The sequence below is a fragment of the Micromonospora sp. CMU55-4 genome, from assembly GCF_011602315.1.
In the GTDB taxonomy this organism is placed as follows: domain Bacteria; phylum Actinomycetota; class Actinomycetes; order Mycobacteriales; family Micromonosporaceae; genus Micromonospora; species Micromonospora chalcea.
The window spans coordinates 43,527-69,077 of the sequence record NZ_JAAOLH010000016.1 but is presented as its reverse complement, the minus strand read 5'-3'; the positions used below and the strand labels follow the sequence as shown (position 1 = coordinate 69,077).

Sequence of the window (25,551 nt, the reverse complement as noted above, 5' to 3'; positions counted from 1 at the left end):
AGGAGACGTCATGACCACCCATCCGGACCCGGCCCTGCGGGAGCCGCAGGGCGGCCCGACCGACGAGTGGGCGCCGGGCGTGGACACCGTCCCCCGGGCCGCCGAGACGCCGGAAGAGCTTCAGCCGTACGCCGAGCTGGGCCTCCGCGACGACGAGTACGACCGGATCCGGCACATCCTCGGCCGCCGGCCCACCCAGGCCGAGCTGGCCATGTACTCGATCATGTGGAGCGAGCACTGCTCCTACAAGTCGAGCAAGGTGCACCTGCGCCAGTTCGGGGAGAAGGCCCCGCCGAGCGACCGGCTGCTCGCCGGCATCGGGGAGAACGCCGGCGTGGTCCAGGTCTCCGACGAGCTGGCGGTGACCTTCAAGGTCGAGTCGCACAACCACCCGAGCTTCGTCGAGCCGTACCAGGGCGCGGCGACCGGCGTCGGCGGCATCGTCCGCGACATCCTCGCCATGGGCGCGCGCCCGGTCGCCGTGATGGACCCGCTGCGCTTCGGCGCGGCCGACCACCCGGACACCGCCCGGGTGCTGCCCGGCGTGGTCGCCGGCGTCGGCGGCTACGGCAACTGCCTCGGCCTGCCCAACATCGGCGGCGAGGTCGTCTTCGACCCCTGCTACCAGGGCAACCCGCTGGTCAACGCGCTCTGCCTGGGCGTGCTGCCGGTCGACCGCCTGCAGAAGAAGGACGCCACCGGCCCCGGCAACATCGTGGTCCTGATGGGCGCCAAGACCGGCCGCGACGGCATCGGCGGCGTGTCGGTGCTGGCCAGCGCCACCTTCGACGAGGGCAGCGAGCAGCGCCGCCCGTCCGTGCAGGTCGGCGACCCCTTCATGGAGAAGCTGCTCATCGAGGCGTGCCTGGAGCTGTACGACGCCGAGCTGGTCGTCGGCATCCAGGACCTCGGCGGCGCCGGCCTGACCTGCGCGCTCACCGAGACCGCCGCCTCCGCCGGCACCGGCATGCGGGTGTGGCTGGAGCGGGTGCCGCTGCGCGAGCCGTCGATGGAGCCGCACGAGATCCTGGCCAGCGAGTCCCAGGAGCGGATGCTGCTCGTCGTCTCGCCGGACAAGCTCGACGCGGTCCTCAAGACCGCCGAGAAATGGGGCGTCTGGGCCACCGCCATCGGCGAGGTCACCGCGCCGTCCCCGGACGGCCAGCCGGGCCGCCTGGTCGTCACCTGGCGTGACCAGCTCGTGGTGGACGTGCCGCCGGGCTCGCTCGTCGACGACGGCCCGGTCTACGCCCGGCCGATGCGCGAGCCGGCCGACCTGATCCTGCTCCAGGCCGACCGCGCCGAGACGCTGCCCCGGCCGAACACCCCGGAGGCGCTCCGGGAGACCGTGCTGCGCATGATCGCGTCGCCCAACCTGGCCGACAAGACCTGGGTCACCGAGCAGTACGACCGCTACGTGCTCGGCAACACCGTGCTCGCCCAGCCGGAGGACTCCGGCGTGATTCGGATCGACGAGCGCAGCGGCCTCGGCGTCGCGCTCTCCGTCGACGGCAACGGCCGGTACGCCCGCCTCGACCCGTACCACGGCACGAAGCTGGCGCTGGCCGAGGCGTACCGGAACGTGGCGGTGACCGGCGCGAAGCCGATCGCGGTCACCAACTGCCTGAACTTCGGCTCGCCGGAGGACCCGGGCGTGATGTGGCAGTTCGCCGAGGCCGTACGCGGCCTGGCGGACGGCTGCCTGGAGCTGGGCATCCCGGTGACCGGCGGCAACGTCAGCTTCTACAACCAGACCGGCGCGGCGGCCATCCACCCGACCCCGGTGGTCGGCGTGCTCGGCGTGCTCGACGACGTGGCGAACCGGGTGCCGATGGGCTTCGTGCCCCGCGCGGCCGGCGACCACGACCAGCTCTTCCTGCTGGGCGAGACGCACGTCGAGCTGTCCGGCTCGGAGTGGGCCTGGGTGACCCACGAGCACCTGGGCGGCATCCCGCCGCAGGTCGACCTGGCCCGTGAGCGGCAGCTCGCCGAGCTGCTGGCCGAGGCGGCCCGCGTCGGTCACCTCAGCTCGGCGCACGACCTCTCCGACGGCGGCCTGGCGCAGAGCCTGGTCGAGTCGGCCCTGCGCCGCGGTGTCGGCGCCCGGGTCGTGGTGCCGGAGCACTTCGCCGGTGGCTCGATGCCGTTCGTGTTCCTGTTCAGCGAGTCCGCCGGCCGGGCGCTGGTGTCGGTGCCGCGCGGGCACGAGAAGGCGTTCACCGCCCTCTGCGCCGAGCGCGGCGTGCCGTGGGAGTTCATCGGCGTCACCGACCCGGCCTCCGGCGCGCTGGAGGTGCACGGCCAGTTCCGGATCGGCCTGGACGAGCTGCGCGAGGCGCACAGCGGCACGCTGCCGCGCCTGTTCGGCGCGGCCGAGGCGGCGCGGGTGGAGGTGGCGGCGACCCGTACCGGGACCACCACCGTGCTTCCGGCCACCGCCGAGCAGCCGGTCGACGTGGACCCGGCCGAGGTCGCCTCCGAGCCGATCGCCGAGACGGGCACGGACGCCTCGCCGGCCGCCACCGACTCCGCTCCGGCCGCGTCCGACGCGGATTCCGACGAGACCGCGCCGGCCGCCGACGCGACCCCGGCGCAGGACGCTTCGGCGCCTGCCGACGGGTCCGACGGCCCGGCTCCCGGTGAGCCGGCGCCGGACCGGCGCTGAGGCCCCGGCCTTGGCCGTTTTCGCCCAGCCCGGCGCCGGTGCCCGCTTCGACTGGGGACTGACCGGGGCGGCGGAGCTCGGCCGGGTCTGCGCCGCCCTGGTGGTGGTGGACGTGCTGTCGTTCACCACCGCCGTGGAGGTGGCGGTGAGCCGCGGCATGCGGGTACACCCGTTCCCGTGGGGCGAGCAGGCCGCCGACTACGCCCGCCGGGTCGGCGCCGTAGCCGCGGTGGGCCGCCGGAGGACGACAGCGGAGCACCCGTGGTCGCTCTCCCCGGCGGCGCTGCGGGCCGCGCCCGTCGTCGCCGACCTGGTGCTGCCGTCGCCGAACGGCTCGGCGATCAGCGCCGCCGCGAGCGCCACCGGAGTGCCGGTGGTCGCGGCCTGCCTGCGCAACGCGCGCGCCGTCGGGCGCTGGCTCCGCACCCAGGGGTACGGCTCGACCGACGCTCCCGTGGGTGTGGTGGCGGCCGGGGAGCGCTGGCCCGACGGGTCACTGCGGCCCTGCGTGGAGGACCAGCTCGGCGCGGCCTGCGTGCTCGACGCGCTCGCCGGGGTGCCCGGCGGACTTTCGGTGGAGGCAGCGATGGCGCTGGCCGCGCTCGCCAGCACCCCTGATGTGCCGGCGGCGGTGCGGGGGTGCGTGTCCGGCCGGGAACTCGCCGAGGGTGGCTTCGCCGAGGACGTCGACGTCGCGACCGAGGTCGGCGTCTCCGACGTGGTGCCGGTGCTGCGCCAGGACTACTTCGCCGCCGCCTGACTCACCGGCTTCACCACCCGCTCGACGGGGTATCAACCAACGACTGTGGCCGCCCGCGAACGCGGGCGGCCACAGTCATGCGTGCTGGTGCCTGTCAGTCGTCCAGCCAGTCGAGACGCCGGCCGCCGCGGTCCCCCTGCGCGTCCGGGCGGGCGCGACCGGCCTGCGCCGGGTCGTTGGGGTAGGCGTTGTCGTAGCCGCCACCGCGCTGCTGCGGCGGCTCCTGGCCGTAACCACCCTGCTGGCCGTAGCCACCCTGCGGGGACTGGCCGTAGCCGTCGCCGTATCCGCCGCCCTGCTGGCCGTATCCGCCCGCCTGGTGCCCGCCGTCGTATCCGCCGGTGCTGCCGTAGCCGCCACCGGCCGGGGCGTTGTCGTAGCCGCCCTGCTGGCGACCGGCGTCGTAGCCACCGGCCGGGCTGTCGTATCCACCGGCCGGAGCGTCGCCGTAGCCGCCCTGCTGGCGGCCGGCGTCGTAGCCACCGGCCGGGGCGTCGTACCCGCCTGCGGGCGCGCTGTCGTAGCCACCAGCCGGGGCGTCGCCGTATCCACCGGTGGCCCGGCCACCGCCGTAGCCCGCGTCGCCGTACCCGCCGGCCGGGGCGTCGCCGTAGCCACCGGCGCCGCCGTAGCCGCCCGCCGGGGCGTCGCCGTAACCGCCCTGCTGGCGGCCGCTGTCGTAGCCGCCGGTGGGCGCGTTGTCGTAGCCACCCGAGGCGGCGCCGTACCCGCCGCCGGAGCGGTAGCCGTCACCCTGCTCCGCGCCGCGGCCGTACCCGGCCGGGCCGGACTGGTCGTACCCGCGATCCTGCTCCGGCTGGTAGGTGCTGGTCGGGTACGGGTCGGCCGCCGGCGCGTACTGCGTGCTGTCGCCGGTGTAACGGCCGGTCGGCTCGTCGAAGCGCTCGTTGCCGTACCCGCCGCCCTGGGCCGCGTATCCGGCCGCCCCGGCCGCAGCGCCGGCGGCGTAGTCCGGGCTGCCGTAGCCGGCCCCGGAGGACGGACCGTTGCCGTAGCCGCCGCCCGAGGAGGGCGCGGTGCCGTATCCGCCGCCGGAGGCGGGCGCGTCGCCGTAGCCGTTGCCGGCGCCGTAGCCGCCCTGACCAGGCGCGTCGTCGCCGTAGCCGTACCCGGCCTGTCCCGCGCCGACGCCGTACGCCGGTCCGGGCGGTGCGCCGTACGGGTCCGGCGGGACGTCGTCCACGACCGGCCGCTGGAGCATGGTGGGGGCGTCGCTGATCGACGGGCCGCCGACCATCGTCGCCGCCGGTCCGGCGCCCATGCCGTTCACGACGCGGGTCTGGTCGTCGGTGCCGTGGTAGGCGCCCCGGGCCGCGGGGATCGCGCCGGCCGCGGCGGCGCCGCCGGGGCCACCCGGACCGACCGGTCCACCCGGGCCGTCGCCGTCACCGTCGTCGCCCTCGTTCTTGCGCCGCATGTAGAGCAGCACGATGGTGCCCACACCGACGGCGACGAACAGGCCGCCGAGCAGGATCAGCAGCCAGGAGCCCATGCCCCCGGAGTCCTCGTTCGCGGTCGGCTCCTGGGCGGCCGGCGCGTCGGTGGCCGGGGTGTCGGCCGGGTCCTCCTCGAGCGGCTCGTCCGACGGCGGGGCGGACTCACTCGCCGACGGGGTGGCGCTCGGGCTCGCCGACGCCCGCAGCTGAATGCTGAGCCGGACGCCGGTCACGGACTGGCCGGCGCTGGCGTTTATCGACCTGGCGACCGGGGTGGCGCCGTCGGTCGAGGCGCCCACCTCGATCCGGCCGGGCGCGATCGGGTTGGAGTCGGAGCCACTGAAGCTGAAGTTGCCGTTGCCGCTGGTGTTGGTACGGCGCTCCTTGCCCGCGCTGTCGCGCAGCATGACGAGGGCGCCTTCGATCGGGTCGCCGTCGGCGTTTACCACCTTGCCGGACACCGTCTTGACGGTCTGCGGCTGCTGCGGCTCCTGCGCGGCGGCTCGCACCGTTAGAGAAAGGGACGCGCTGTTCGAGTCGCTCGGCGTCTCTGCGGTGAATTGAACGCTTGCACCGTCGGTTGCCGACGCGTTGGCGCTGGCCTTTAGCGTTACTGGCACATTGCGTTGTCCAACGACAGCAGTTGGCGCATTGCAGCCCGCGCTGCACGTGACGCCTGCCGGCAGACCGGCCACCCTGATCGTGACCTGGGTTGGGCCGGGATCGGTGACCTTGACTCTCACCTGAACGGAGGCGTCGCTGCCGGCGCTGATAGTCACAGCACCCGGGTTGACGCTGACTTCCGGGGGCTCCGCGAGGGCGGGGGTGGCGGGGACGGTGAGCAGGGCGCCGAAGAGCAGCGCTACGACCACACCGGCCCGCTGCTTCCAGGCACGTCGGTGTGTTGACACGTCCACCGCCTTCCGGGTCTGATCTCTCCGCCGGCCGCTCGGCCGAGGTTGATCACTCACGGTACGAATAACGCCGTCGGCAACTATGCCTTGTCTGACCGGATCATCTCTACCCAGGGCCGCCGCAGGGCGGCGTTCTGCCGGGTCGTATCGTCCCGTCGTGTCCTCTCCGCACGCTTATTCCGAAGCGGTACTCGCCGCCCTGGCGGCGCTGGACGAGGGGCGTACGCCCGAACGGCCGGTCCTCCGGGAGGCGGTCCGGACCCTCTTGGCTGCCCTCACGGATCGCGCCCCCGGCCGATCGGTGGAGGTGCGCGTCCCACCCTACGGTGCGGTGCAGTGCGTGAGTGGTCCACGACACACCCGCGGCACGCCCCCGAACGTGGTGGAGATGGACCCGCCGACGTGGCTGGCGCTCGCCACCGGACGCCTCGACTGGGCGCGGGCGGTCACCGACGGTCGCGTACGGGTGTCGGGGAACCGGGCCGACCTTTCCGCGTACCTCCCGATTTAGCCGGCGGACCGCCGCAACCTGCACTCACCCTGAGCGGGGACTCCGTGACTGTCGGTATCGACTGCTGTTCGCGTACACTGAGAGCCGACGACGGTCCCGGCCCATAGCGTGCGGAGCTGACCCCCGACTCCGCCAGGCCAGTCCAGACCCCACCAAGAGGGAGCGGCAGGTGCCCCGAGGCGATGGCCGGCTGAGCCACGACCTTGACCCCGAGCGACCCGGCCCCCAGGACGCGTGCGGCGTCTTCGGCGTCTGGGCCCCCGGGGAAGAGGTCGCCAACCTCACCTACTTCGGGCTCTACGCCCTCCAGCACCGGGGCCAGGAGGCCGCGGGCATCGCAGTGAGCGACGGTTCCGGCGTCGTGGTCTACAAGGATCTCGGCCTGGTCGCCCAGGTGTTCGACGAGCCGACGCTGGCGAGCCTGCGCGGGCACGTCGCGATCGGGCACGCGCGCTACTCCACCACCGGCGGCTCGACCTGGGAGAACGCCCAGCCGACGATCCGCGCCACCAGCGCCGGCACCACCATCGCGCTGGCGCACAACGGCAACCTGGTCAACACCGCCGAGCTGCAGCGCGAGGCCGCAGTGCGCGGGCTCGACCCGGACGGCTCGACGAACGACACCTCGCTGGTGACGATGCTGCTGGCCAGCCGGCCCGACCTGTCGGTCGAGGCGGCGGCGCTGGAGGTGCTGCCGCAACTGCGCGGCGCGTTCAGCTTCGTTTTCATGGACGAGTCGACGCTCTACGCGGCGCGCGACGCGCACGGCGTACGCCCGCTGGTGCTCGGCCGGCTCGAACGCGGCTGGGTGGTGGCCAGCGAGACCGCCGCGCTGGACATCGTCGGCGCGAGCGTGGTCCGCGAGGTCGAGCCGGGCGAGCTGATCGCCATCGACGAGAACGGGCTGCGCTCCAGCCGGTTCGCCGCGCCCGAGCCCAAGGGCTGCCTCTTCGAGTACGTGTACATCGCCCGGCCGGACGCCACCATCGCCGGCCGTAACGTGCACGCCGCGCGGGTGCAGATCGGCCGTCAGCTCGCCAAGGAGCACCCGGTCGAGGCCGACCTGGTGATCCCGGTGCCGGAGTCCGGCACGCCGGCCGCGATCGGCTACGCCGAGGAATCAGGCATCACCTACGGCCAGGGCCTGATGAAGAATCCGTACGTCGGGCGCACCTTCATCCAGCCCTCGCAGACGCTGCGCGCGCTCGGCGTCCGGCTGAAGCTGAACCCGCTGCGGCAGAACGTACGCGGCAAGCGCCTGGTGGTGGTGGACGACTCGATCGTCCGGGGCACCACCCAGCGGGCGATCGTCCGGTTGCTGCGCGAGGCGGGCGCCCTGGAGGTCCATGTCCGGATCTCCTCGCCGCCGGTGAGCTGGCCCTGCTTCTACGGCATCGACTTCGCCACCCGGGCCGAACTGCTGGCCAACGGGCTGGACAACGAGGGCATCCGGCGCTCGATCGGCGCCGACACGCTCGGGTACGTATCGCTGCCCGGTCTCATCGCCGCGACCGAGCAGCCGAAGAGCCGGCTCTGCCGGGCGTGCTTCGATGGGGAGTATCCGATCGAACTGCCGGCCGGGAACCTGATCGGCAAGCACGTGCTCGAAGGAGTGGGACGCCGGGTCGCCGCCGAGGCGGCCGGGCCGACCGGTCCGCTCGTCGCCACACCGACCCACCACCCGTAGCACCACCGACGCGGGTCCGGCCGCTCCGGGCTCGCGGGAACCACAAAGGGGAGAACCGTGACGCACGTGTCCGAGCGCAGCGGCGCAGGATCCAGCCCGACGGGCGCCGGCGGCGACCGCCAGCCCTGGTCGGCGGGGTCCGGCCGGACGCAGCGCAAACGCTCGGTCTCGTACGCCGACGCCGGGGTGTCGATCGAGGCGGGCGACCGCGCGGTCGAGCTGCTCAAGTCCAAGGTCAAGGAGACCCGGCGCCCGGAGGTCCTGGGTGACCTGGGCGGCTTCGCCGGCCTGTTCCGGCTGGACACGAAGAAGTACAAGAATCCGATCCTGGCCTCCTCGACCGACGGCGTCGGCACCAAGCTGGTGATCGCGCAGCAGCTCGACATCCACGACACGGTCGGCATCGACCTGGTCGCCATGGTCGTCGACGACCTGGTCGCCTGCGGCGCCGAGCCGCTGTTCCTGCTCGACTACATCGCCACCGGCGAGGTCGTGCCGGACAAGGTCGCCGAGATCGGCGCGGGCATCGCGGACGGCTGCCGGTACGCCGGCTGCGCGCTGCTGGGTGGCGAGACCGCCGAGCACCCGGGCGTGCTGCGCCCCGACGAGTACGACATCTCCGCCACCGGCGTCGGCGTGGTGGAGGAGAGCGAGATCCTCACCCCGGAGCGGGTGGAGGTGGGTGACGTGGTGATCGCCATGCGCTCCTCCGGCCTGCACTCCAACGGCTACTCCCTGGTCCGGCACGTGCTGCTGGGCGCCGGCCGGATGCGGCTGGACGTGGTGATCGACGACTTCGGCCGCCAGCGGACGCTCGGCGAGGAGCTGCTCACCCCGACCAAGATCTACGCGCAGGACTGCCTCAAGCTGATCGCCGAGGCCGAGGTGCGGGCGCTGGCCCACGTCACCGGCGGCGGCATCCCCGGCAACCTGGTCCGGGTGCTGCCGGAGCACGTCGACGCCGTGGTCAACCGCTCCACCTGGAAGCCGCAGCCGATCTTCGATCTGATCCAGACCAAGGGCCGGATCGAGGACCCGGAGATGGAGGCGACGTTCAACATGGGCGTCGGCATGTTCGCGATCGTCTCCGCCGAGGACGCCGACCGCGCGCTGGCCACCCTGACCGGCCGGGGCGTGGACGCCTGGCAGGCGGGCGAGATCATCGAGGGGTCCGGCAACGTGCAGATGGTCGGGCAGCACACCCGGGGCTGATCACCCTGCGCCGATCGGCCGGGCACCTGATCGGGGGTTCACCCGAGCGGTCGCCGCGGCCTAGCCTGGAGGTTCGGTTTTCAGGCAGGCGGGGGAGGTGCTGATGGCCGCACGTGCGCCCGAAGGGATGCGGGGTATCGCCGCCGTCCCGTCGTACGTGGTGATGCAGCCGACCACCCTGTGCAACCTCGACTGCGCCTACTGCTACCTGCCGCTTCGGGCGGCCGATCGGCGGATGCCGGTGGCCGTCGCCGAGGCGGTGGCGGCGTCGGTGAACCCGTGGGCGACGGGTGGTCGCTTCTCCGTGGTCTGGCACGGCGGGGAGCCGCTCGCGGCCGGCCGGGAGCATCTGGCCGCCCTGCTGGCGCCGTTCGGGCCGGACGTCGAGCACCACGTGCAGACGAACGCCACGCTGATCGACGACGCCTGGTGCGCGTTCTTCGCCGAGCACCGGGTGCGGGTCAGCGTCAGCGTGGACGGGCCACGGGCCCGCAACGCCGAGCGGGTCACCCGGGGCGGGCGGCCCGCGTACGACCGGATCGTGGCCGGGGTGGCGGCGCTGCGCCGCCACGGCGTGCCGTTCTCGGCGCTGGCTGTGGTGTCCCGGCCGGAGCCGGGCCTGGCGACCGAGCTGTACGACTACTTCCTCGACCTGGGCTGCGACGTGCTCGGCGTCAACATCGAGGAGACCGAGGGCGTCAACACCCGGACCAACGCCCGGGACGCGGGCGCGGTCACCGGGTTCTGGGCGGAGCTGGTCGCGGCCTGGCGGCGTGATCCCCGGATCCACCTGCGCGAGGTGGAGTGGTCGCTGCGGTACGCGGGCGCGGTGCTGGCCGGCACCGCCGACGACCTGCTGCCCCGCCGCCTCGACCCGATCCCGACGGTCGGGCACGACGGTTCGGTGGTGGTGCTCTCGCCGGAGCTGGCCGGCTTCACGGACCCGCACTACGGCGACTTCACCAGCGGGAACGTGCTCACCACCCCGCTGGGCGAGATCCTCGCCGACGCGGCCGGCACGCCCTGGGTGGGCGAGTTCCTCACCGGCGTGGAGGCGTGCCGGACGTCCTGCGCGTACTTCGGCTTCTGTGGGGGTGGGCACGCCGCCAACCGCTACTTCGAGCTGGGGCGTTTCGACGGTACGGAGACCGAGCACTGCCGGAACAGCAAGATCCGCCTACTGGAGGGAGTGTTGGAGCATGCCCGAGACCATCAGTGACACCGACCGGGGGGCAGTGGCCGACCGGGTGCGGGACGCCGCTGCGGGGCTTACCGCTCTGCTCCGTGAGGCGGAGGCGGCGCGGCTGCTGCGGGCGGAGGTGTCGGGCGGCGACGGCGCCAACGCGGTCTGCGCCTGGAACCACTTCGAGAACATCCCGACGTTCTACAACTGGAACAACCGGCCGCGCTGAGGGCTCGGTTCCGCGATCAGGGACCTGCCGGCGAGTCGGGGCGGCACCCCGGCACGGCAGGTCCCTGATCGTCGGTCGTACGCCGGCTCAGCAGAGCACATGCGTGAGCACGCGGGGGTTACCGCGTGCTCAGATGTGACCGGAGGTCAGCGGGTCGGACGAGCCCAGGTGTCCGGGTCGTCGTCCGCGTGGTCCTCGTCATCGTCGTCGACATACTCTTTGTAGTCGTCGTCGAAGTTGTGCTCAGACTTCCCACTACCCGCCAGTTCGCGCTGCAAGGCGGTTAGGTCGGTGTTCGGGGAGTGATACTTCAACTCCCGCGCCACCTTCGTCTGCTTGGCCTTAGCACGGCCGCGCCCCATGGCTCGACCCCCTCGCACAGAATGCGGGGCAGCCCGAAGGCGGGCCCCGATGACGTCAGGCATCTCTCGTGGCTCTTACGGTACATGGGGATGCCATCGTTCGGCACCTCGGGTCACCGTCGACCGGACCTGCGCGTCGCAGTGGTCCAGCCGTCACCAAGTGTACCGGGTAAGGGGTAAGGTCCGGGGCTGGCCGTGACAGCGGACAAATGGGTACGAACGGGCCCGAGGCTCAGCTTAACGCGCACGGCCTCCGGGGGTGGAGTCGCCGCTCCGCCCCCGGAGGTGAGCTTCACCGCAGATGGATCGCGCGCAGCCGGCCGACCTCGGCCATCCGCCGCTCGGCGAGCCGGTCCGCGGCCACCGCCGGGGGTACGCCCTCGTCGTCGGCGAGCTGGAGGATCTGCCGGGTGGTGTCGAAGATCCGGGTGGCGCGCAGCTTGGCGCGCTCGAAGTTGAAGCCCTCGATCTCGTCGGCCACCTGGATCACGCCGCCCGCGTTCACCACGTAGTCCGGGGTGTAGAGGATGCCCCGGTCGGCGAGCACCTTCTCGATGCCCGAGTGGGCGAGCTGGTTGTTCGCCGCTCCGGTGACGACCTTCGCCCGCAGCACCGGCACGGTCTCGTCGTTCAGCGCGCCGCCGAGCGCGCACGGGGCGTACACGTCGATGTCGGAGGCGACCAGCGCCGCGGTGTCGTCGACCAGGGTGACCTGCGGGTGGGTGGTGCGCGCCCACTCCAGGGCGCGCGGGTTCACGTCGGTCGCCACGACCTCGGCGCCGTCGTCGAGCAGGTGGGCGGTCAGGTACTTGCCGACCTTGCCCAGCCCGGCCACGCCGACCCGGCGGCCGGCCAGCGTCGGGCTGCCCCAGACGTGCTCGGCGGCGGCCCGCATGCCCTGGAACACGCCCCACGCGGTGAGGATCGAGGAGTCGCCCGCGCCGCCGTGCTCCACGCTGCGGCCGGTGACGTACCGGGTCTCGCGCGCGATCACGTCCATGTCCGCGACGTACGTGCCGACGTCACAGGCGGTGTAGTAGCGGCCGTTGAGCGACTCGACGAAGCGGCCGTACGCGCGCAGCAGCGCCTCGCTCTTGATCTGCTCGGGGTCGCCCCAGATGACCGCCTTGCCGCCACCGAGGTCGAGGTTCGCCAGCGCGTTCTTGTAGGCCATGCCGCGGGAGAGGTCGAGCACGTCGGCGAGGGCGTCGGCCTCCGTGGCGTACGGGTAGAACCGGGTCCCGCCGAGCGCGGGGCCCAGCGCGGTGGAGTAGATCCCGATGATCGCCTTCAGGCCGGACTGCTTGTCCTGGCAGAACACGACCTGCTCATGCCCCGTGGAAACGGGGTCGTCGGTGCTGGCGAATACGCCCATGGCTGACTCCTGTGTCGGTGAGCGCCCTTGTGGGGAGCGGAACCTGGTGGCACGCCGGCGGGATGCTGCCGGTGTCTCTGAGCCTAATATCGGCCCGAACCGTACTGTCGCGCACGTCACGCCACGGGCTCACGGGCGGCGACGGGCGGTCCCGTCTCGTGGGAGGATCGCGCCGTGCCGTCGCTCTTCGCTTCATACCTGCGCGTGTACGAGCCGCTGACCGCCTTCGACCGGGACCGGCAGTCCTACTGGCGCCGGTACGTCAGCGAGGGCCGGGCGATCGCCCCGCTGGAAGGGCCGGTACGACAACGGACCGCCGTGATCGAGGCGCTGGGCGCGGGCTGGACCCGGCTGCCCGACCTGCCCGACGAGGCGTACGTCCTGGAGTCGGACGACTCGTTGCTGGTCTGCCCCTGGAACCTGCGCATCCGGGTCGCCGAGGCGGCGCTGAGCGCCCGCGACGGCGTGCCCTCGGTGCTGGCCGACGCGTTCGTGCCGCCGGTGCTCGCCGGGCAGGCCAAGGCCGTGGTGGAGGACTGGCGCAGCGGCGCCCGGGTGCTGGAGCACGGCGTGCCCCGGGTGCACGAGCAGATCGCCACCTGGGGCGTGCCGCTGCGCTGGTTCGTGCTGTTCGAGGCGGGTGAGCGGCACCTGGTCACCGAGCCGGAGCGGCGCGCGCTGCGCTACCGCACCGAGATCTCCAAGGCGCGCCGCCGCGCGTCGCGGGCGCTGTCGGTGCTGCGCAAGTCGATCGGCGAGGCGCCGATCACCGAGGCGGTCGAGGAGGCGGCCCGGTGGCTGGAGGAGTTCCACCCGCGCTCGGTGGTCGAGCTGGACTACGGCGGCCTGGTGCAACTGCTGCCGGACGAGACGCTCGAGGCCGACGACTCGACCGATCTGGTGGCCACCGGACTGTCCGGACTGGGCCGGGGCGAGGCCGAGGAGGCGTCCGCCGCGTACGACAAGCTGGTCGCCCGCTGGCGCGCGGTGCAGCTGTTGGAGCGCTGCAACTGACGCCCGGTTTACCCCGATAAGTGGTCTTGGACACGAGAGTGTCTCGTAGTTGATGCGTCACGAACCGTGATCATGAGTCCTAATAAGGTAGTTTCTGCGGCATAAAAGTCGTAAAAATCGGTCATGCTTCATCCGTCCGTCTAGGGACCTTCAGCCGTTCGGCCCATGTCGGACATCGGGGACTAGCCGGACCATGGGAGACGCGTCGGCCGGCGGGACCCCGGCCGATGTCTATACATGTGGAGGAGTGACCCCGATGGCATCGCGAACGCACGAACCTGAGCCGCTACTCACACCGGCCGAGGTGGCGTCGATGTTCCGTGTCGACCCGAAGACGGTGACCCGGTGGGCCAAGGCTGGCAAGCTCAGCGCCATCCGGACCCTTGGCGGCCACCGCCGCTACCGTGAGTCAGAGGTTCGGGCGCTACTGCAGGGGCAGATCCCCCAGCAGCGCCAGGGAGACTGACGAACCGGCGTTCTCCGGCGTTCCGATCAGGGGCGGTGCCGTCGCGGCGCCGCCCTTAATCGTGCCCGGGCTCAATCGTGTCCGGGGGCCGCGCCGTCCAGCACGATCCGCAGCCCCACCGTGCCCCCCTCGCCCCGGCGCAGCCGGCTGCCGAGCAGGCTCAGCCGCCCGATCAGCCGGTACTTCTGCTTGAGCAGGCCCCGCACCCGCCGGGTGCTCTCCGGATCGGCGATCGTCGCGTGTGCCGGCACCGCCTCGCCGTGCGGTCGCCCGCGCACGTCGCACGGCGCCACAGTGACCCGGCCGTCGCGCCGGATCCGCTTCACCTTGCCGGAGTCGGACACCGTCCACACCGCCAGCGAGTCACCGTCGCGTACCGCCCACACCGGTGTCGCCACCGCCCGGCCGTCCTTGCGGAACGTGGTGAGCAGGACGTACTTCTCCGCCGCCAGGCGGTCCAGGTCGGTCACGCCGCCCAGGATACGGCGGCCACGGCGCCGCCGACCCCCGGATAGCGTTGCGGGCATGACCGGGGAACCCGAGATCGGCGACGTGTTCGGCGAGATGATCCGCGACGCGTACGCGGTCGCCACCGGGATCGGACCCCGGCCGATGGCCGGTGGGCGCCTGCCCCGGCCGGTCATCGAGATCATCGAGCGGGACGACGGGCTGATCAACGGCGCGCCCGCCGGGCACTACCTGGACCCGCCGCAGCTGTGGCAGCCGCACGACCACCGGGCGGTGAACCGGGTACGCGGGCACGTGCTCGACGTCGGCGTCGGCGCCGGACGGATCGCGCTGGAACTCCAGGAGCGCGGCGTGCCCGTCACCGGCCTGGACACCTCGCTGGGCGCGCTGCGGGTCAGCCGGCACCGGGGCGTACGCGACCTCGTCCACGGCACCGTCGACGAGCACACCGCCGACGGGCCGCGCTACGACACGTTCCTGCTGCTCGGCAACAACCTCGGGCTGTTCGAGGGGCGGGAACGGGCGCCCGCGATGCTGGCCGCGCTCGCCGCCCTGGCCCGCCCCGGCGCCCGGGTGATCGCCCACGGTACCGACCCGTACGGCACCACCGACCCGGTGCACACCGCCTATCACGAGCGCAACCGGCAGCGGGGCCGGATCGGCGGGCAACTGCGGCTGCGGCTGCGCTACCGGCTGCTCGGCACCGGGTGGTTCGACTACCTGGTCTGCTCGCCCGAGGAGTTCGCCGAGCTGGTCCACGGCTCGCCGTGGCGACTGGCCGACGTGGACGACACCGACCACCCGTACTACCTCGCCACGCTGGAGCTGCGGCGTTAGGAAGGGCCCCTTTCAAGCGCCCAGGCGTTAACAAGGGGCCCTTCCTTACATGCTCAGACCTGGACGGTGGGGGTGGTCTGCTCCGGGGGCAGTCCGCCGTCGCCGTCGACCACCTCGTCCGGCGTGCCGTCCTCGTCGATGTCCACCATGGTGATGTCCACCTTGCCGTCACCGTCGGTGTCGAACTGGAACAGGTCGGCCTTGCCGTCGCCGTCGGTGTCCACCACCCACACGTCGGTCTTGCCGTCGTTGTTGGTGTCCGCGCGGAGCAGGTCCACCCGCTCGTCGCCGCGGGTCTCGACCGTCTCGGTGTTCTCCGCGCTCTCCGGTGCCTGGCTCATCTCGTTCCTTCCTTCGACGTTGACGGCCGTCCTTACCCCGTCCGCTCCGCCCCCACTCATCCCGGCGGCCCGGCCCTGCATAGGGTCGCATGCAGGAACGAGCGAGCGGACGGGCCCGGCGGCGGAGACCCCGCGCGCCCCCGCCGCGGCGAGGGGACACCGATGAGTGGTCGTTTTGTGGTCGTCGGGGCCGGCACCATGGGCCTCGGCATCGCGTACGTGGCGGCCGGCGCCGGGTACGCGGTCGAACTGGTCGAGGTCGACCCCGCGCGGGGCGCCGAGGCCGTCCGCCGGCTCGGCGAGCTGTGGGACCGGGGCGTGCAGCGCGGCAAGCTGACCGAGGAGGCCGCCACCGCCAACCGCGGGCGCGTCACGTTGCGGGCCGGGCTCACCGAGGTGCCCGAGGGCGCCGACGTGATCGTGGAGGCGGTGCCCGAGCGGCTCGACCTGAAGCGCGCCGTGCTGCGCGAGGCGGAGAGCCGCCGCCCCGCGCTGCTGGGCAGCAACACGTCCAGCATCCCGATCGCCGAACTGGCCGCCGGGCTGGACCGCCCGGCCGACTTCGTCGGGCTGCACTTCTTCAACCCGGTCTGGGCGATGGCGTTGCTGGAGGTCGTGGTCGGCCCGGCCACCGCGCCGCAGACCACCGAGGCGGCCGTCGCGCTCGCCGCCCGGCTGGGCAAGGACCCCGTCGTCGTACGCGACATGCCCGGCTTCGCCACCTCCCGCCTCGGCGTCACGCTCGGCCTGGAGGCGATCCGGATGGTGGCCGACGAGGTGGCGAGCCCGGCCGACATCGACAAGGCGATGGTGCTCGGCTACCGGCACCCGATCGGCCCGCTGGAGCTGACCGACCTGGTCGGACTGGACGTGCGGCTCGACATCGCGCGTACGCTCCAGGCCGCGTACGGGGACCGCTTCGCGCCGCCGCCGCTGCTGGTCGAGATGGTGGCCGCCGGGAAGCTCGGCAAGAAGTCCGGGCAGGGCTTCTACACCTGGAAGGACGGCCAGAAGAAATGAGCGGGCTGCGGATCGAGGAGCTGCCGGACCGGCTGGTCGTCACGCTGGACCGGCCGGAGAAACGCAACGCGATCGACGCCGACCTGGTGGCCGAGCTGCACGCGGTCTGCGCCGACCTGGAGGCACGCCCCCGGCTGCTGCTGCTCACCGGCGGGACGGCGGGCATCTTCGCCGGCGGCGCCGACATCGCCCAGCTGCGCGAGCGCGGCCGGCTGGACGCGCTGGCCGCCATCAACCAGGGCGTCTTCGCCCGCATCCGGGCGCTCCCGATGCCCACCGTGGCCGCCGTCGACGGGCCGGCGCTGGGCGGCGGCGCCGAACTCGCGTACGCCTGCGATCTGCGGGTGTGCACGGACCGCGCGGTCTTCGGTCAGCCCGAGGTGCGGCTGGGCATCCTGGCCGGCGCGGGCGCGACCTACCGGCTGCCGGCGTTGATCGGTGAGGCCCGCGCCAAGGAACTGCTCTTCACCGGCCGGCGGGTGGACGCCGCGGAGGCGCTGCGGATCGGGCTGGTGAACCGGGTGGTGGCCGAACCGGACGAGCTGCTGCCCACCGCGCACGGTCTGCTCGACGAGATGGCGAAGGGCTCCGCGCTGGCCCTGCGGCTGACCAAGCTGGCGGTGGACGCCCCGGCGGCCGCGCACCCGCAACTCGACCTGCTCAGCCAGGCGGTGCTCTTCGAGGACGAGGAGAAACACCGGCGGATGACCGAGTTCCTGGACCGGCGCAAGGCGCGCTGAGCCGGAACACGACGAGGGCCGCGCCGGTGTTCCCGGTGCGGCCCTCGTCGTCGGCGCTTCTCAGCGTCTGATCTGGACTCCGGCGTCCGCCAGAGCCGGGATCGCCGGCGCGGACTCGGCGAAGCCGATGAGCAGCAGCGCCTCCGGCCCGTACGCTTTGATCTCCTGGGCGATGCCGGAGAAGTCGACGGGGGTCTTCGGGTCCTCCGGCGGCTCGTAGGTCAGCAGCTTGACCCGGTCCGCGCCGATGCCGGCCTTCTCCAGCTCCGAACGGACGTTCTCCTGGAGGCCCTCGCCGTAGGAGTCCTTACGGGCCAGGATCGCGATCTTGCGCGGCCCGTCCCGGAGCATCACGTCGGCCAGCGCGCGACCCTGGAGGCTGTCCGGCGGGGCGGTACGGAAGTAGAGGCCGTTGTCGTCCACCGCGCTCAGCCCCGCGTCGGTGTTCGACGGCGAGAACAGGATCCGCCCGGCGGCCACCACGTCCGGCAGCACCGCCCGGGAGATGCCCGAACCACCGGCGCCGATGATGACGTGGACGCCCTCCCGGACGTGCGAGGCGACAGTGGCCTTGGCGACCGCCGGGTTGGTGCCGTCGTCGCCCTCGACCCACCTCACCGGCTCACCGAGCACACCACCGGCGGCGTTGACCTCGCGGAGCGCGAGCGCGGCGCCGGCGGCCAACGGCGGGTACGCCAGCGCCAGGTCACCGGTCTTCGGCAGGAGGCCGCCGAGGACCAGCGGCGCGTCCTTCGCCTTCCCGTCGCGCAGCTTGCGACCGCGCGGCGGCGTCTTGCTGCTCGCCCCGGACTCCTCACCGGCGCCGACGAACTCGGTCTTGCTGTCGTCGATCTTCTGGTTGTCGAAGTGCATGGTGCCGTAGCTGGCGGTGGCCGGCTCGCCGTTGTCGGTGAACCCGGCCCGGGTGAGCGACACGCCCCGGTACTGGATGTCCTGACCGGCGCGGGCGAGCTGGAGGCAGGTCGCCACCTCGTCGCAGCGCTCGCCGCCGGTGGTGACCCCGACGATCTGCTTGGCGATCTCGCCCGGCGCGGTGGTGCCGGCGAGCTGGGCGGCCAGCGCGCTGATCACGACCGCGTCGTAGGACTCGGCGGAGTAGAGGAAGTCACCCAGCTTCGCGTCTACGGCGAGTAGTCGTTCCTTGAAGCTCTCGGGCAGCGGAGTGAGGGGCGTGGTGCCCTTCATCCCGTTCACCAGATCCGCCCGATCCTTCAGCTCGGCTGGGTATGAATTGAGCATGTTGCCGTCGGTGCCGTAGAGGCGCACCTGGGTGGCGGGCGCTTCTTCCGGCTCGTCGCTCCCGCAGGCGCTCGTGGCGAGCAGGAGCGCCGCGCAGGCCATGGACAGGGCCGCGCGCGACGTGCGTGTTCTCAGCATGGTCGTCCTTCCTCCGGCGAAGGTCCGCTGCGCACCTTAGCGTGCCCACGCGGTAGGCGGGACTGTGGAGTCGGCTCCGTCGGCACCCCGACTGCGGGAATCACGCTGCGTGTTCATCGAGCGATTTCCGGGTCACGGCTTGACCCCCGGCGCTACTGTTCCGCGGGTGAACGACGAAGCACAGCAGACGCTGGACGACGCGACCGCCGTGCTCCGTTCCGCCCTCGCCGGCGACGGCGCCGGGGTGGTGGGCACGTTCGACGCGGTGGTGGACCGCTCCGGCCTGGCCGGGGCGTACGGGGTGGCGTGGTGCCTGGCCGCCACCATGCTCGGCGACGACGCGCCGGCCGGCGGGGCGGCCCTCGACTTCCCCGGCATCGACCAGGCCGACTACGACACCCGCTGGGTGGCCCGCTTCGTCAGCGCGTGCGCCAACGACGACGCCGACACCGGTGAGGCGCTGTTCGGCGCGGCCGCCGCCGACGGGCTGCTGCCCGACTGCCTGCTCACCCTCGCCGGCTCGACCATCGCCACGCTGCGCAGCCGGTCCGACTGAGCCCGCCGCGCCGCGACGCGCGCCGGCTGTGATAGCTCTGGGTCATGTCCGAGGCGATGCTCAGCAAGGTGCGCAAGCTGCTCGCCCAGGCCGAGGACCCGGCCTGCACGCCCGCCGAGTCGGCCGCGTTCATGGCCAAGGCCACCGAGCTGATCGCCCGTTACGGCGTCGACCGGGCGCTGCTCGCGGCACGCGACCCGGCCGTCGACCCGGTGGGCGACCGGACGGTCGAGGTGGTCGCGCCGTACGCCCGGGACAAGGCCGGACTGCTGGCCGCGGTCGCCGAACCGTTGCGCTGCCGCTGCGTACGCCGACGGCAGGGCAACGGTTTCGCCATGCACCTGTTCGGCTTCGCCAGCGACCTGGAACGCGTCGAGTTGCTGTTCACCTCGCTGCTGGTGCAGGCCGCGCACGGACTGGCGGGAGCCGCCGTGCCGGACGGGGAGCACCCGGCCGCGTTCCGGCGTACCTGGCTGGCCGGCTTCGCGTACGTCGTCGCGCAGCGGCTGCGCGCAGCCGAGGAGAACGCGGTGGCCGAGGCGGGCGGTCCCTCGACGGCCCTGGTACTCGCCGACCGTTCCGACCGCGTCCAGCGCCGGGTCGCCGAGGCGTACCCCAGGTTGCGCACCGCGCCGCGACGGCGCCTCGCGGGCGGTGGTTTCGCGCCGGGCGCGGACGCCGGCCGCCGCGCCGACCTCGGCGGCACCGGCGTGCCCGGCGCCGCGGCGACGCCGGGCATCACCGGCTGACCGGGCCCATCGGGTACGGGTCAGGCGGTGCGGGCGACCGTCGCCAGGTAGCGGCAGAGCAACTCGTGCCAGCCGGCCGTGAGCGCCTCGCGGTAGCCCTCGGCCGCGGCGCCGTGCCGGTCGAAGTAGCGGTGCTCGACCTCGACCCGGGTCAGTTCCGGGCCCTCGGGGTGGAACAGGACCTCCACCTCGCTGGCGCCGGCCGGGTCCGGCACCGGCACCCGGTCCGGGCCGATCTGCCAGGTGAAGACCAGACGCCGGGGCGGATCCCAGGTCAGCACGCGGCCCCAGTCGTTGCGGAAGCCGTACGGGCCGATTTCGTAGAGCATGCCGCCGGCCCGGGGTTCGATGCCGAGCGCGGCGAGCGCCTGCGGGCCGGACCAGGTGTACTCGCGTACCCACCAGTCGGCGAGCGATCCGGTGAACACGGCGTACGCCCGCTCGGCCGACGCCGGGGCGAACAGGTTGCTGCGGAGGGAGAAGCGGTCGGATTCCTGCCGGACCTCATCCGGATCGGCCATCTCCTGTCCCATAGGTCCGGACCATACCGGCTCATGTCTCGGTGCGCAGCTTCCGTTGCGCCCGCTTCCGGACACCGGGAACGCCGCTCCACGACAGCGCTGTGTGGTGGGACAGGCGCGCCGAGTTGGCGGAACGCCTCGGGGCGTACCCGGTACCAGGCCCAGGTGCCGCGCCGCTCGGAGCCGGACGTAGATCTCCGACGCCGAGGCGCCGGCAGCGCTTGTTTCGACACTTCTCTAGGTTGACAGACTTCAAAGCAGAGGGCAGGGTGGAGCCTGCTTCGATAAACATCTAGACAAGGAGTTCACATGTCCCGCGTCCAGCTCGCCCTGCGCGTGTCCGACCTCGAAGGCTCCGTCGCCTTCTACAGCAAGCTGTTCGGCGTCGAGCCGGCCAAGCGCCGCCCCGGCTACGCCAACTTCGCGGTGGAGAACCCGCCGCTGAAGCTCGTACTCCTCGAAGGTGAGCCCGGCCTGCCGACGGTGATGGACCACCTCGGGGTCGAGGTGGCCACCACCGGCGAGGTGAACGCCGCGACCAGCCGGCTCACCGAGTCCGGCCTGATCACGCTGGAGGAGAACGACACCGAGTGCTGCTACGCGCTCCAGGACAAGGTCTGGGTGCGCGGCCCCGGCGACGAGCCGTGGGAGGTCTACACGGTCAAGGCCGACTCACCGCAGCTGGAGAAGGTGACCGAGAGCGCCTGCTGCGCCTCGGACACTGCGGAGCAGCCCGCCGGCGTCTGAACGGCGGATCCCCACCGGCGTCTCCGCCGGTGGGGATCTCTGTCGTACGGTCAGGTGCGGCGATTCCGCATGACCCAGGTGGGCAGCGGTTCCGCGAAGGCGTGCACCACCTCCCAGCCGGCGCGCCGGTACACCTCGACGTTGTCCGGGTTGCTGGTCTCCAGAATCGCCGGCAGGCCGTCCGCGGCGGCCCGGTCCAGCCCCACCCGCATCACGGCGTGGCCCCACCTGCGGCCGGCGTGGTCCGGGTGCGTACCCAGCACCCCCAGGTACCAGAACGGCGCCGACGGCAGCGCGGCGTGCACCGCCTCGTCGTAGGCGCGGACGCGGTGCAACACGTCGGCGGGAAGCTGGGCGGCGAGATCGTCGTCCGGCGGGGCGCTCCCGGATGCCGGCGGCTCCCAGATCGCCACCGACGCGCCGTGCCCGATCGTCCAGATCGTCTCCTTGTGCACCCGCTTGTCGAACAGGTGCCCGAAGAAGACGGCCGCATAACGCGCATAGGTAGCCTCGTCGGGGAACAGGTGCCGCAGGACCGGATCCTTGGTGAAGGCCGCGACCAGCGACGTGACCACGCTGCCACGGTCTTCCGGCGTCGCAACGGTGATCTCAGGCCCTGTCACAGCGTGCAACATATCGCGCGGCCGGGGCCTGGGGCGTCCCCTGCGGCCGCTGCCGGGCTGCGTACCGTACACCCGCCAGGTACTCCGGCGTGGCGACCTGCGTCGGCCGTGGAACTTGCCCGTCGGCCGGGAAGCGCAACCCCTAGCGGGACCGGACCACTGCCGTGACCTCGACCTCGAGCACGGCACCGGGCAGGAAGAGCCTGCTGACCTCGACAGTCGTGCTCGCCGGCGGCGGTGTGCCAGTGAAGAGCCGTCGCCGGACGGCCGCGTACGCCGGCAGGTCAGCCAGGTCCGTCATGAACGTGCGGACGTGCAGCACGTCGTCGAAGCTCGCGCCGTGCGCCGCGAGCACGCCGCCCACGATCTCGAAGATCCGTTCGGCCTGGGCGCCTGCGTCTCCGGGGGCCACCACCTCGCCGTCGTCGTCGACGGCGACCTGTCCGGCGAGCATCAGCAGCGCGCCGCCGCCGACATCGATCCGGGCGACGTGCGCGAAGCGGTCGCCGAACGGGGCCGCGACGGATTCGGGGTTGTCCAGGGTGAGGCGCATCAGCGTCCCTTCGCAGAAGTCGGGGGAGACGAGGGAGGAGAGATCGGCGTCCTGGTCCGGCGCGGCCCGCATCAGGTCGAGGGCGGCCTCCAGCACGGGGGCCGGCACCGGGCGGCGCAGCGCCAGCCGCGCGTCCTTCGCCGCCATCGTGACTGCGAACGAGGCGCCCGGGGCGGTGGCCCGTCCGACCGCGCCGCCGAGGGCCCCACGGTCGAGCACGTCGAGGGCGGTCTGCCTGTCGACACCGAGCGCTGCGGCGACAGCCAGCGCGTCGTGCAGCGCGGCGACAGCCGTCACCAGGCCCGTGTTCGCGACGAGTTTGACGGCGGCACCTGCGCCGATCGGACCGCAGTGACGGACCGTCCCGAGCTGCCCCAGCACCGGAGCCGCCCTCTCCACGGCATCGGCAGTGCCGCCCGCGAAGATCACCAGCGTGCCGGCCCGGGCGGCGTTGACGCTGCCGCCGACGGGGGCGTCGAGGAGGTAGACGCCCGCCGGAAGCCGGCCGGCCACCGCTCGGACTTCGTCCGGCCCGATCGTCGACATCTGCACCACGACCGTCCCGGGTCGGAGCGCGGTGGCGGCGCCGTCCGGCCCGAACAGCACCGTCTCGACCGCGCCGGCGTCGGCGAGCATGACGACGACGACCTCGGCTCCGTCGACCGCGGCGGACGGGCTCGCGGCCACCGTCGCGCCGACCGCCGCGAGCGGCTCCGAACGCTCCGGGCTGCGGTTCCACACTCTGACCCGGTTGCCGCCGGCCAGGAGGCGGCGCGCGATCGGCGTACCCATGTGCCCGGTCCCGAGGACCGCGATGATCTTCACGCGGTAACGCTAGGCCGGTGAGGGTAATGCGACCAACGAATGTCTTGCATGCCTGCCATGCGTGATTACCATGCCTGCCCATGGAGACTCAGCTGCTGGAGGTGTTCCGCACCGTCGCGCGGCACGGCTCGATCACCACCGCCGCCCGCGCACTCCGCTTCACCCAGTCGGCTGTCTCCCGGCAGATAGCCGCGCTCGAGGCCGACATCGGCGCCCGGCTCTTCGACCGGCTGCCCCGCGGCGTCGCCCTCACCGAGGAGGGACGAGAGCTGCTCCCGCACGCCGAGGCGGTCCTCGACCGGCTCGCCGCGGCCCGGCGTGACCTCGACGACCTGCGCGGGCTCGGCCGTGGGCGGCTGCGTGTGGGTGCCTTCCCGACCGCTGTCGCGGCTCTCGTACCCCGGGCGATGGCGTCGTTCCGCTCGGCCTACCCGGAGGTCTCGCTGTCGCTGGTCGAGGGCGTGACGCCGCGGCTGCTGGAGCGCCTGCTCGCCGAGGAGGCGGATGTGGCAGTGGTCAGCACCTCGCCCACGGGCGAGCTGGACCGCGAACGATTCGACCTGCGACACCTGCTCGACGAGCGGCTCCTGGTCGCGGTCGCGCGTGACCACCGGCTGGCGCGCCGCCGCTCGGTGCGCCTGGCGGACCTCGCCCCGGAAGCGTTCGTCGTGGGCTCGGCCACCGCGGAGAACAGCCTGCTCCGCGCAAGCCTGCCCAGCGGTTTCTCGCCGCGCATCGACATCGTCGCGGCCGAGTGGACCGGCAAGCTGGGATGCGTCGCCGCCGGGTTGGGGGTGGCCCTGGTTCCGGCCCTGGCGGTACGCGGAACCCCGCCGGACATCGCCCTGCTGCGCCTGCACCCGGACGACGAGTCGGTGCGGCAGATATTCGCGGCGACCGTGCGGGGCAGGACGCCGCCGCCGGCAGTCACGCATTTCCTGGAGCACCTGCGGGCGGAGGCGGCCCGCCTGGGCTGAAAAGCAGAACGCCGACCTGCGTATCCGCTGGTCGGCGTTCCTGTAGCCCGGCGAAAGGCTATGTGGCCAGGGGCGGGGTCGAACCGCCGACCTTCCGATTTTCAGTCGGACGCTCGTACCAACTGAGCTACCTGGCCGTGGTGCTCGGCACATGCTACCGCATGAGCCGATACGCAGAACGCCGCGCATTGAGCTGCGCGGCGTCAGCGCTTGCGGTCCTGACGGGACTTGAACCCGCGACCTCCGCCTTGACAGGGCGGCGAGCACTCCAACTGCTCCACAGGACCTGGCTGGTGTTGCATCCGGCGCGAGCCGGACCGTGCCCCCAACGGGATTCGAACCCGTGCTACCGCCTTGAAAGGGCGGCGTCCTGGGCCGCTAGACGATGAGGGCGGCCCCGCCATCATTGCACACTCGCAACTTCAAGCGGACTTGCTCCCATCCGGCCCCGCCGGAGGCAGGAGAAGCATATGTCATGTCTGCACGGACGGCCAAACCGGTATGGGCATGGCCGCGACGCCGGGCAAAACCGCAGGTCAGGGTAGCCGCGCGATCCCGTACCGCCGCTTCAGGTCCGGGATCAGGTGCCGGCACGCGGCCATCGTCTGGGCCCGGTCACCGCCCGCATCGTGCATCAGCACGATCGAGCCGTTCCGGGTGGCGCCCTTCACCCGCTTGATGATCGTCTTCGCCGGCGGGTGGTCCCAGTCCTGCGGGTCCACGCTCCAGTGCAGCGGGCGCAGGCCCATCTGCCGGGCCACCACGATCTCCTCGGCGGTCCACCGGCCGCCGGGCTGGCGGAACCAGGTGATCGGCGCCTTGGGCGCGGCGGCGCGGATGGCGTCGTTGGTCCGTTCCAGGTCGGCCCGGATCTCGGTGGCCGACCGCCGGCCGAGGTTCACGTCGTGGTGCCAGCTGTGGTTGCAGAGCTGGTGACCCTCGCGGACGATCCGGGCCACCAGCTCCGGGTAGCGCTTGGCCTGCTGGCCGACCACGCAGAACGTCGCGGTGACCCGGGCCGCCCGGAGCTGGGCCAGGATCTGCGGGGTGTAGCGGGGATCCGGTCCGTCGTCGAAGGTGAGCGCCACCCCGCTGCTCCCGCTGGCCCGGTGCAGGCCCGCCGGGAGCTTCTTGGGCACCGGGCGCAGCTTCGGCTTCCTGGGGGTGGCGGTCGGGGTCGGTGAGGGCTTCGTCACGGGCGACGGCGACGCCGGGACCGACGGCGACGCCGCCGCCTGATCGGGTGACTTGCCGGCTTCGCCGCAGGCGGTGACGAGGAGCACCAGGCCCAGGGCGAGCGCCGGCAGGGCGCGTGGACGCATTCGTCGCTCCCGGAGGGGTCGGGGTCAGACGGACTTTCC

General features: G+C 72.7%; 26 protein-coding genes and 3 tRNA genes. 16 read left to right on the top strand and 13 right to left on the bottom strand.

The features are described from left to right. Window positions 1-10: 10 nt before the first annotated feature. Together purL and HA073_RS24390 are read left to right on the top strand one after the other, a co-directional pair. Complete coding sequence (purL, locus tag HA073_RS24395; RefSeq protein ID WP_069088133.1) at window positions 11-2,665, top strand: phosphoribosylformylglycinamidine synthase subunit PurL; 2,655 nt, start codon at window positions 11-13, stop codon at window positions 2,663-2,665. Between the two features lie 10 nt (window positions 2,666-2,675). Next, on the top strand, window positions 2,676-3,425 hold the full coding sequence (locus HA073_RS24390; protein ID WP_064448462.1) for a 2-phosphosulfolactate phosphatase: 750 nt from the start codon (window positions 2,676-2,678) through the stop codon (window positions 3,423-3,425). A 94-nt stretch (window positions 3,426-3,519) separates the two neighbouring features. Here HA073_RS24390 and HA073_RS24385 read toward each other — a convergent pair whose 3' ends face one another. Further along, complete coding sequence (locus HA073_RS24385) at window positions 3,520-5,793, bottom strand: carboxypeptidase-like regulatory domain-containing protein (RefSeq protein ID WP_166457363.1); 2,274 nt, start codon at window positions 5,791-5,793, stop codon at window positions 3,520-3,522. A 160-nt stretch (window positions 5,794-5,953) separates the two neighbouring features. Here HA073_RS24385 and HA073_RS24380 point away from each other — a divergent pair, with 160 nt between their 5' ends. The 5 genes from HA073_RS24380 to amcA all read left to right on the top strand — a co-directional run bounded on the left by HA073_RS24380 (window position 5,954) and on the right by amcA (window position 10,618). Further along, window positions 5,954-6,307 carry a sterol carrier family protein gene (locus HA073_RS24380; protein WP_043327538.1) on the top strand — a complete coding sequence of 118 codons (354 nt, stop codon included), beginning with the start codon at window positions 5,954-5,956 and terminating at the stop codon, window positions 6,305-6,307. 169 nt (window positions 6,308-6,476) lie between these two features. Beyond that, entirely contained in the window at window positions 6,477-7,994 is a 1,518-nt protein-coding gene (gene purF, locus HA073_RS24375) for an amidophosphoribosyltransferase (protein WP_043330756.1), read from the top strand. 57 nt (window positions 7,995-8,051) lie between these two features. Next, window positions 8,052-9,206, top strand: coding sequence for a phosphoribosylformylglycinamidine cyclo-ligase (purM, locus tag HA073_RS24370; protein ID WP_043327537.1), 1,155 nt, complete (start codon window positions 8,052-8,054; stop codon window positions 9,204-9,206). Between the two features lie 127 nt (window positions 9,207-9,333). Then, window positions 9,334-10,425: a cyclophane-forming radical SAM peptide maturase AmcB gene (gene amcB, locus HA073_RS24365; RefSeq protein ID WP_176722793.1), complete on the top strand. Its 1,092-nt coding sequence runs from the start codon at window positions 9,334-9,336 to the stop codon at window positions 10,423-10,425. Continuing rightward, complete coding sequence (amcA, locus tag HA073_RS24360; protein ID WP_030500600.1) at window positions 10,406-10,618, top strand: multiple cyclophane-containing RiPP AmcA; 213 nt, start codon at window positions 10,406-10,408, stop codon at window positions 10,616-10,618. The genes amcB and amcA overlap by 20 nt, the downstream gene beginning before the upstream one ends. A gap of 146 nt (window positions 10,619-10,764) precedes the next feature. Here amcA and HA073_RS24355 read toward each other — a convergent pair whose 3' ends face one another. Together HA073_RS24355 and HA073_RS24350 are read right to left on the bottom strand one after the other, a co-directional pair. Next, window positions 10,765-10,980: a DUF3073 domain-containing protein gene (locus HA073_RS24355; protein ID WP_013283429.1), complete on the bottom strand. Its 216-nt coding sequence runs from the start codon at window positions 10,978-10,980 to the stop codon at window positions 10,765-10,767. A 292-nt stretch (window positions 10,981-11,272) separates the two neighbouring features. Further along, window positions 11,273-12,355, bottom strand: coding sequence for a Glu/Leu/Phe/Val dehydrogenase (locus tag HA073_RS24350; RefSeq protein WP_069088136.1), 1,083 nt, complete (start codon window positions 12,353-12,355; stop codon window positions 11,273-11,275). 174 nt (window positions 12,356-12,529) lie between these two features. On the opposite strand from HA073_RS24350, the gene HA073_RS24345 reads away from it, so the two are divergent. Both HA073_RS24345 and HA073_RS24340 read left to right on the top strand, forming a co-directional pair. Further along, window positions 12,530-13,369: a hypothetical protein gene (locus HA073_RS24345; protein ID WP_030500602.1), complete on the top strand. Its 840-nt coding sequence runs from the start codon at window positions 12,530-12,532 to the stop codon at window positions 13,367-13,369. Between the two features lie 256 nt (window positions 13,370-13,625). Continuing rightward, on the top strand, window positions 13,626-13,835 hold the full coding sequence (locus HA073_RS24340) for a BldC family transcriptional regulator (protein ID WP_007073996.1): 210 nt from the start codon (window positions 13,626-13,628) through the stop codon (window positions 13,833-13,835). A gap of 71 nt (window positions 13,836-13,906) precedes the next feature. On the opposite strand, the gene HA073_RS24335 is transcribed toward HA073_RS24340, so the two are convergent. Then, window positions 13,907-14,305, bottom strand: a complete 399-nt coding sequence (locus tag HA073_RS24335) for a PPOX class F420-dependent oxidoreductase (protein ID WP_064448338.1) — start codon at window positions 14,303-14,305, stop codon at window positions 13,907-13,909. Between the two features lie 55 nt (window positions 14,306-14,360). On the opposite strand from HA073_RS24335, the gene HA073_RS24330 reads away from it, so the two are divergent. Continuing rightward, the gene (locus HA073_RS24330; RefSeq protein ID WP_166457362.1) at window positions 14,361-15,140 is read left to right on the top strand and encodes a bifunctional 2-polyprenyl-6-hydroxyphenol methylase/3-demethylubiquinol 3-O-methyltransferase UbiG; all 780 of its coding nucleotides are present in this window, start codon (window positions 14,361-14,363) and stop codon (window positions 15,138-15,140) included. A gap of 53 nt (window positions 15,141-15,193) precedes the next feature. On the opposite strand, the gene HA073_RS24325 is transcribed toward HA073_RS24330, so the two are convergent. Further along, a complete protein-coding gene (locus HA073_RS24325; RefSeq protein WP_043327533.1) occupies window positions 15,194-15,481 on the bottom strand; it encodes a hypothetical protein in 288 nt (95 codons plus the stop codon). A gap of 162 nt (window positions 15,482-15,643) precedes the next feature. Here HA073_RS24325 and HA073_RS24320 point away from each other — a divergent pair, with 162 nt between their 5' ends. Next, the gene (locus HA073_RS24320) at window positions 15,644-16,501 is read left to right on the top strand and encodes a 3-hydroxyacyl-CoA dehydrogenase family protein (RefSeq protein ID WP_043327532.1); all 858 of its coding nucleotides are present in this window, start codon (window positions 15,644-15,646) and stop codon (window positions 16,499-16,501) included. After that, window positions 16,498-17,241, top strand: coding sequence for an enoyl-CoA hydratase/isomerase family protein (locus HA073_RS24315; protein WP_064448341.1), 744 nt, complete (start codon window positions 16,498-16,500; stop codon window positions 17,239-17,241). The genes HA073_RS24320 and HA073_RS24315 overlap by 4 nt, the downstream gene beginning before the upstream one ends. A 60-nt stretch (window positions 17,242-17,301) precedes the next feature. Here HA073_RS24315 and HA073_RS24310 read toward each other — a convergent pair whose 3' ends face one another. After that, window positions 17,302-18,639 carry an ABC transporter substrate-binding protein gene (locus HA073_RS24310; protein ID WP_043327530.1) on the bottom strand — a complete coding sequence of 446 codons (1,338 nt, stop codon included), beginning with the start codon at window positions 18,637-18,639 and terminating at the stop codon, window positions 17,302-17,304. 166 nt (window positions 18,640-18,805) lie between these two features. Between HA073_RS24310 and HA073_RS24305 the strand changes: the two genes are divergently transcribed. Both HA073_RS24305 and HA073_RS24300 read left to right on the top strand, forming a co-directional pair. After that, window positions 18,806-19,195 carry a hypothetical protein gene (locus HA073_RS24305; protein WP_043327529.1) on the top strand — a complete coding sequence of 130 codons (390 nt, stop codon included), beginning with the start codon at window positions 18,806-18,808 and terminating at the stop codon, window positions 19,193-19,195. Window positions 19,196-19,239: 44 nt separating this feature from the next. Next, window positions 19,240-19,944: a DUF2786 domain-containing protein gene (locus HA073_RS24300; protein WP_043327528.1), complete on the top strand. Its 705-nt coding sequence runs from the start codon at window positions 19,240-19,242 to the stop codon at window positions 19,942-19,944. 20 nt (window positions 19,945-19,964) lie between these two features. On the opposite strand, the gene HA073_RS24295 is transcribed toward HA073_RS24300, so the two are convergent. Continuing rightward, window positions 19,965-20,477 (bottom strand): SRPBCC family protein, encoded by a 513-nt coding sequence (locus HA073_RS24295; protein ID WP_064448343.1) that lies wholly within the window; start codon window positions 20,475-20,477, stop codon window positions 19,965-19,967. Between the two features lie 297 nt (window positions 20,478-20,774). Here HA073_RS24295 and HA073_RS24290 point away from each other — a divergent pair, with 297 nt between their 5' ends. Beyond that, complete coding sequence (locus HA073_RS24290; protein WP_043327526.1) at window positions 20,775-21,212, top strand: ArsI/CadI family heavy metal resistance metalloenzyme; 438 nt, start codon at window positions 20,775-20,777, stop codon at window positions 21,210-21,212. A 50-nt stretch (window positions 21,213-21,262) separates the two neighbouring features. On the opposite strand, the gene HA073_RS24285 is transcribed toward HA073_RS24290, so the two are convergent. Beyond that, on the bottom strand, window positions 21,263-21,847 hold the full coding sequence (locus HA073_RS24285) for a GNAT family N-acetyltransferase (protein ID WP_166457361.1): 585 nt from the start codon (window positions 21,845-21,847) through the stop codon (window positions 21,263-21,265). Window positions 21,848-21,977: 130 nt separating this feature from the next. Beyond that, on the bottom strand, window positions 21,978-23,213 hold the full coding sequence (locus tag HA073_RS31205; protein WP_205798429.1) for an NAD(P)-binding domain-containing protein: 1,236 nt from the start codon (window positions 23,211-23,213) through the stop codon (window positions 21,978-21,980). Window positions 23,214-23,293: 80 nt separating this feature from the next. Between HA073_RS31205 and HA073_RS24270 the strand changes: the two genes are divergently transcribed. Beyond that, on the top strand, window positions 23,294-24,190 hold the full coding sequence (locus tag HA073_RS24270; protein ID WP_166457360.1) for a LysR family transcriptional regulator: 897 nt from the start codon (window positions 23,294-23,296) through the stop codon (window positions 24,188-24,190). Between the two features lie 63 nt (window positions 24,191-24,253). Here HA073_RS24270 and HA073_RS24265 read toward each other — a convergent pair. The 4 genes from HA073_RS24265 to HA073_RS24250 all read right to left on the bottom strand — a co-directional run bounded on the left by HA073_RS24265 (window position 24,254) and on the right by HA073_RS24250 (window position 25,512). After that, window positions 24,254-24,327, bottom strand: a tRNA-Phe gene (locus HA073_RS24265). A gap of 76 nt (window positions 24,328-24,403) precedes the next feature. After that, a tRNA-Asp gene (locus HA073_RS24260) sits at window positions 24,404-24,477 on the bottom strand. A 33-nt stretch (window positions 24,478-24,510) separates the two neighbouring features. After that, a tRNA-Glu gene (locus HA073_RS24255) sits at window positions 24,511-24,583 on the bottom strand. Between the two features lie 143 nt (window positions 24,584-24,726). Then, complete coding sequence (locus tag HA073_RS24250; RefSeq protein WP_166457359.1) at window positions 24,727-25,512, bottom strand: polysaccharide deacetylase family protein; 786 nt, start codon at window positions 25,510-25,512, stop codon at window positions 24,727-24,729. Between the last annotated feature and the right edge of the window lie 39 nt (window positions 25,513-25,551).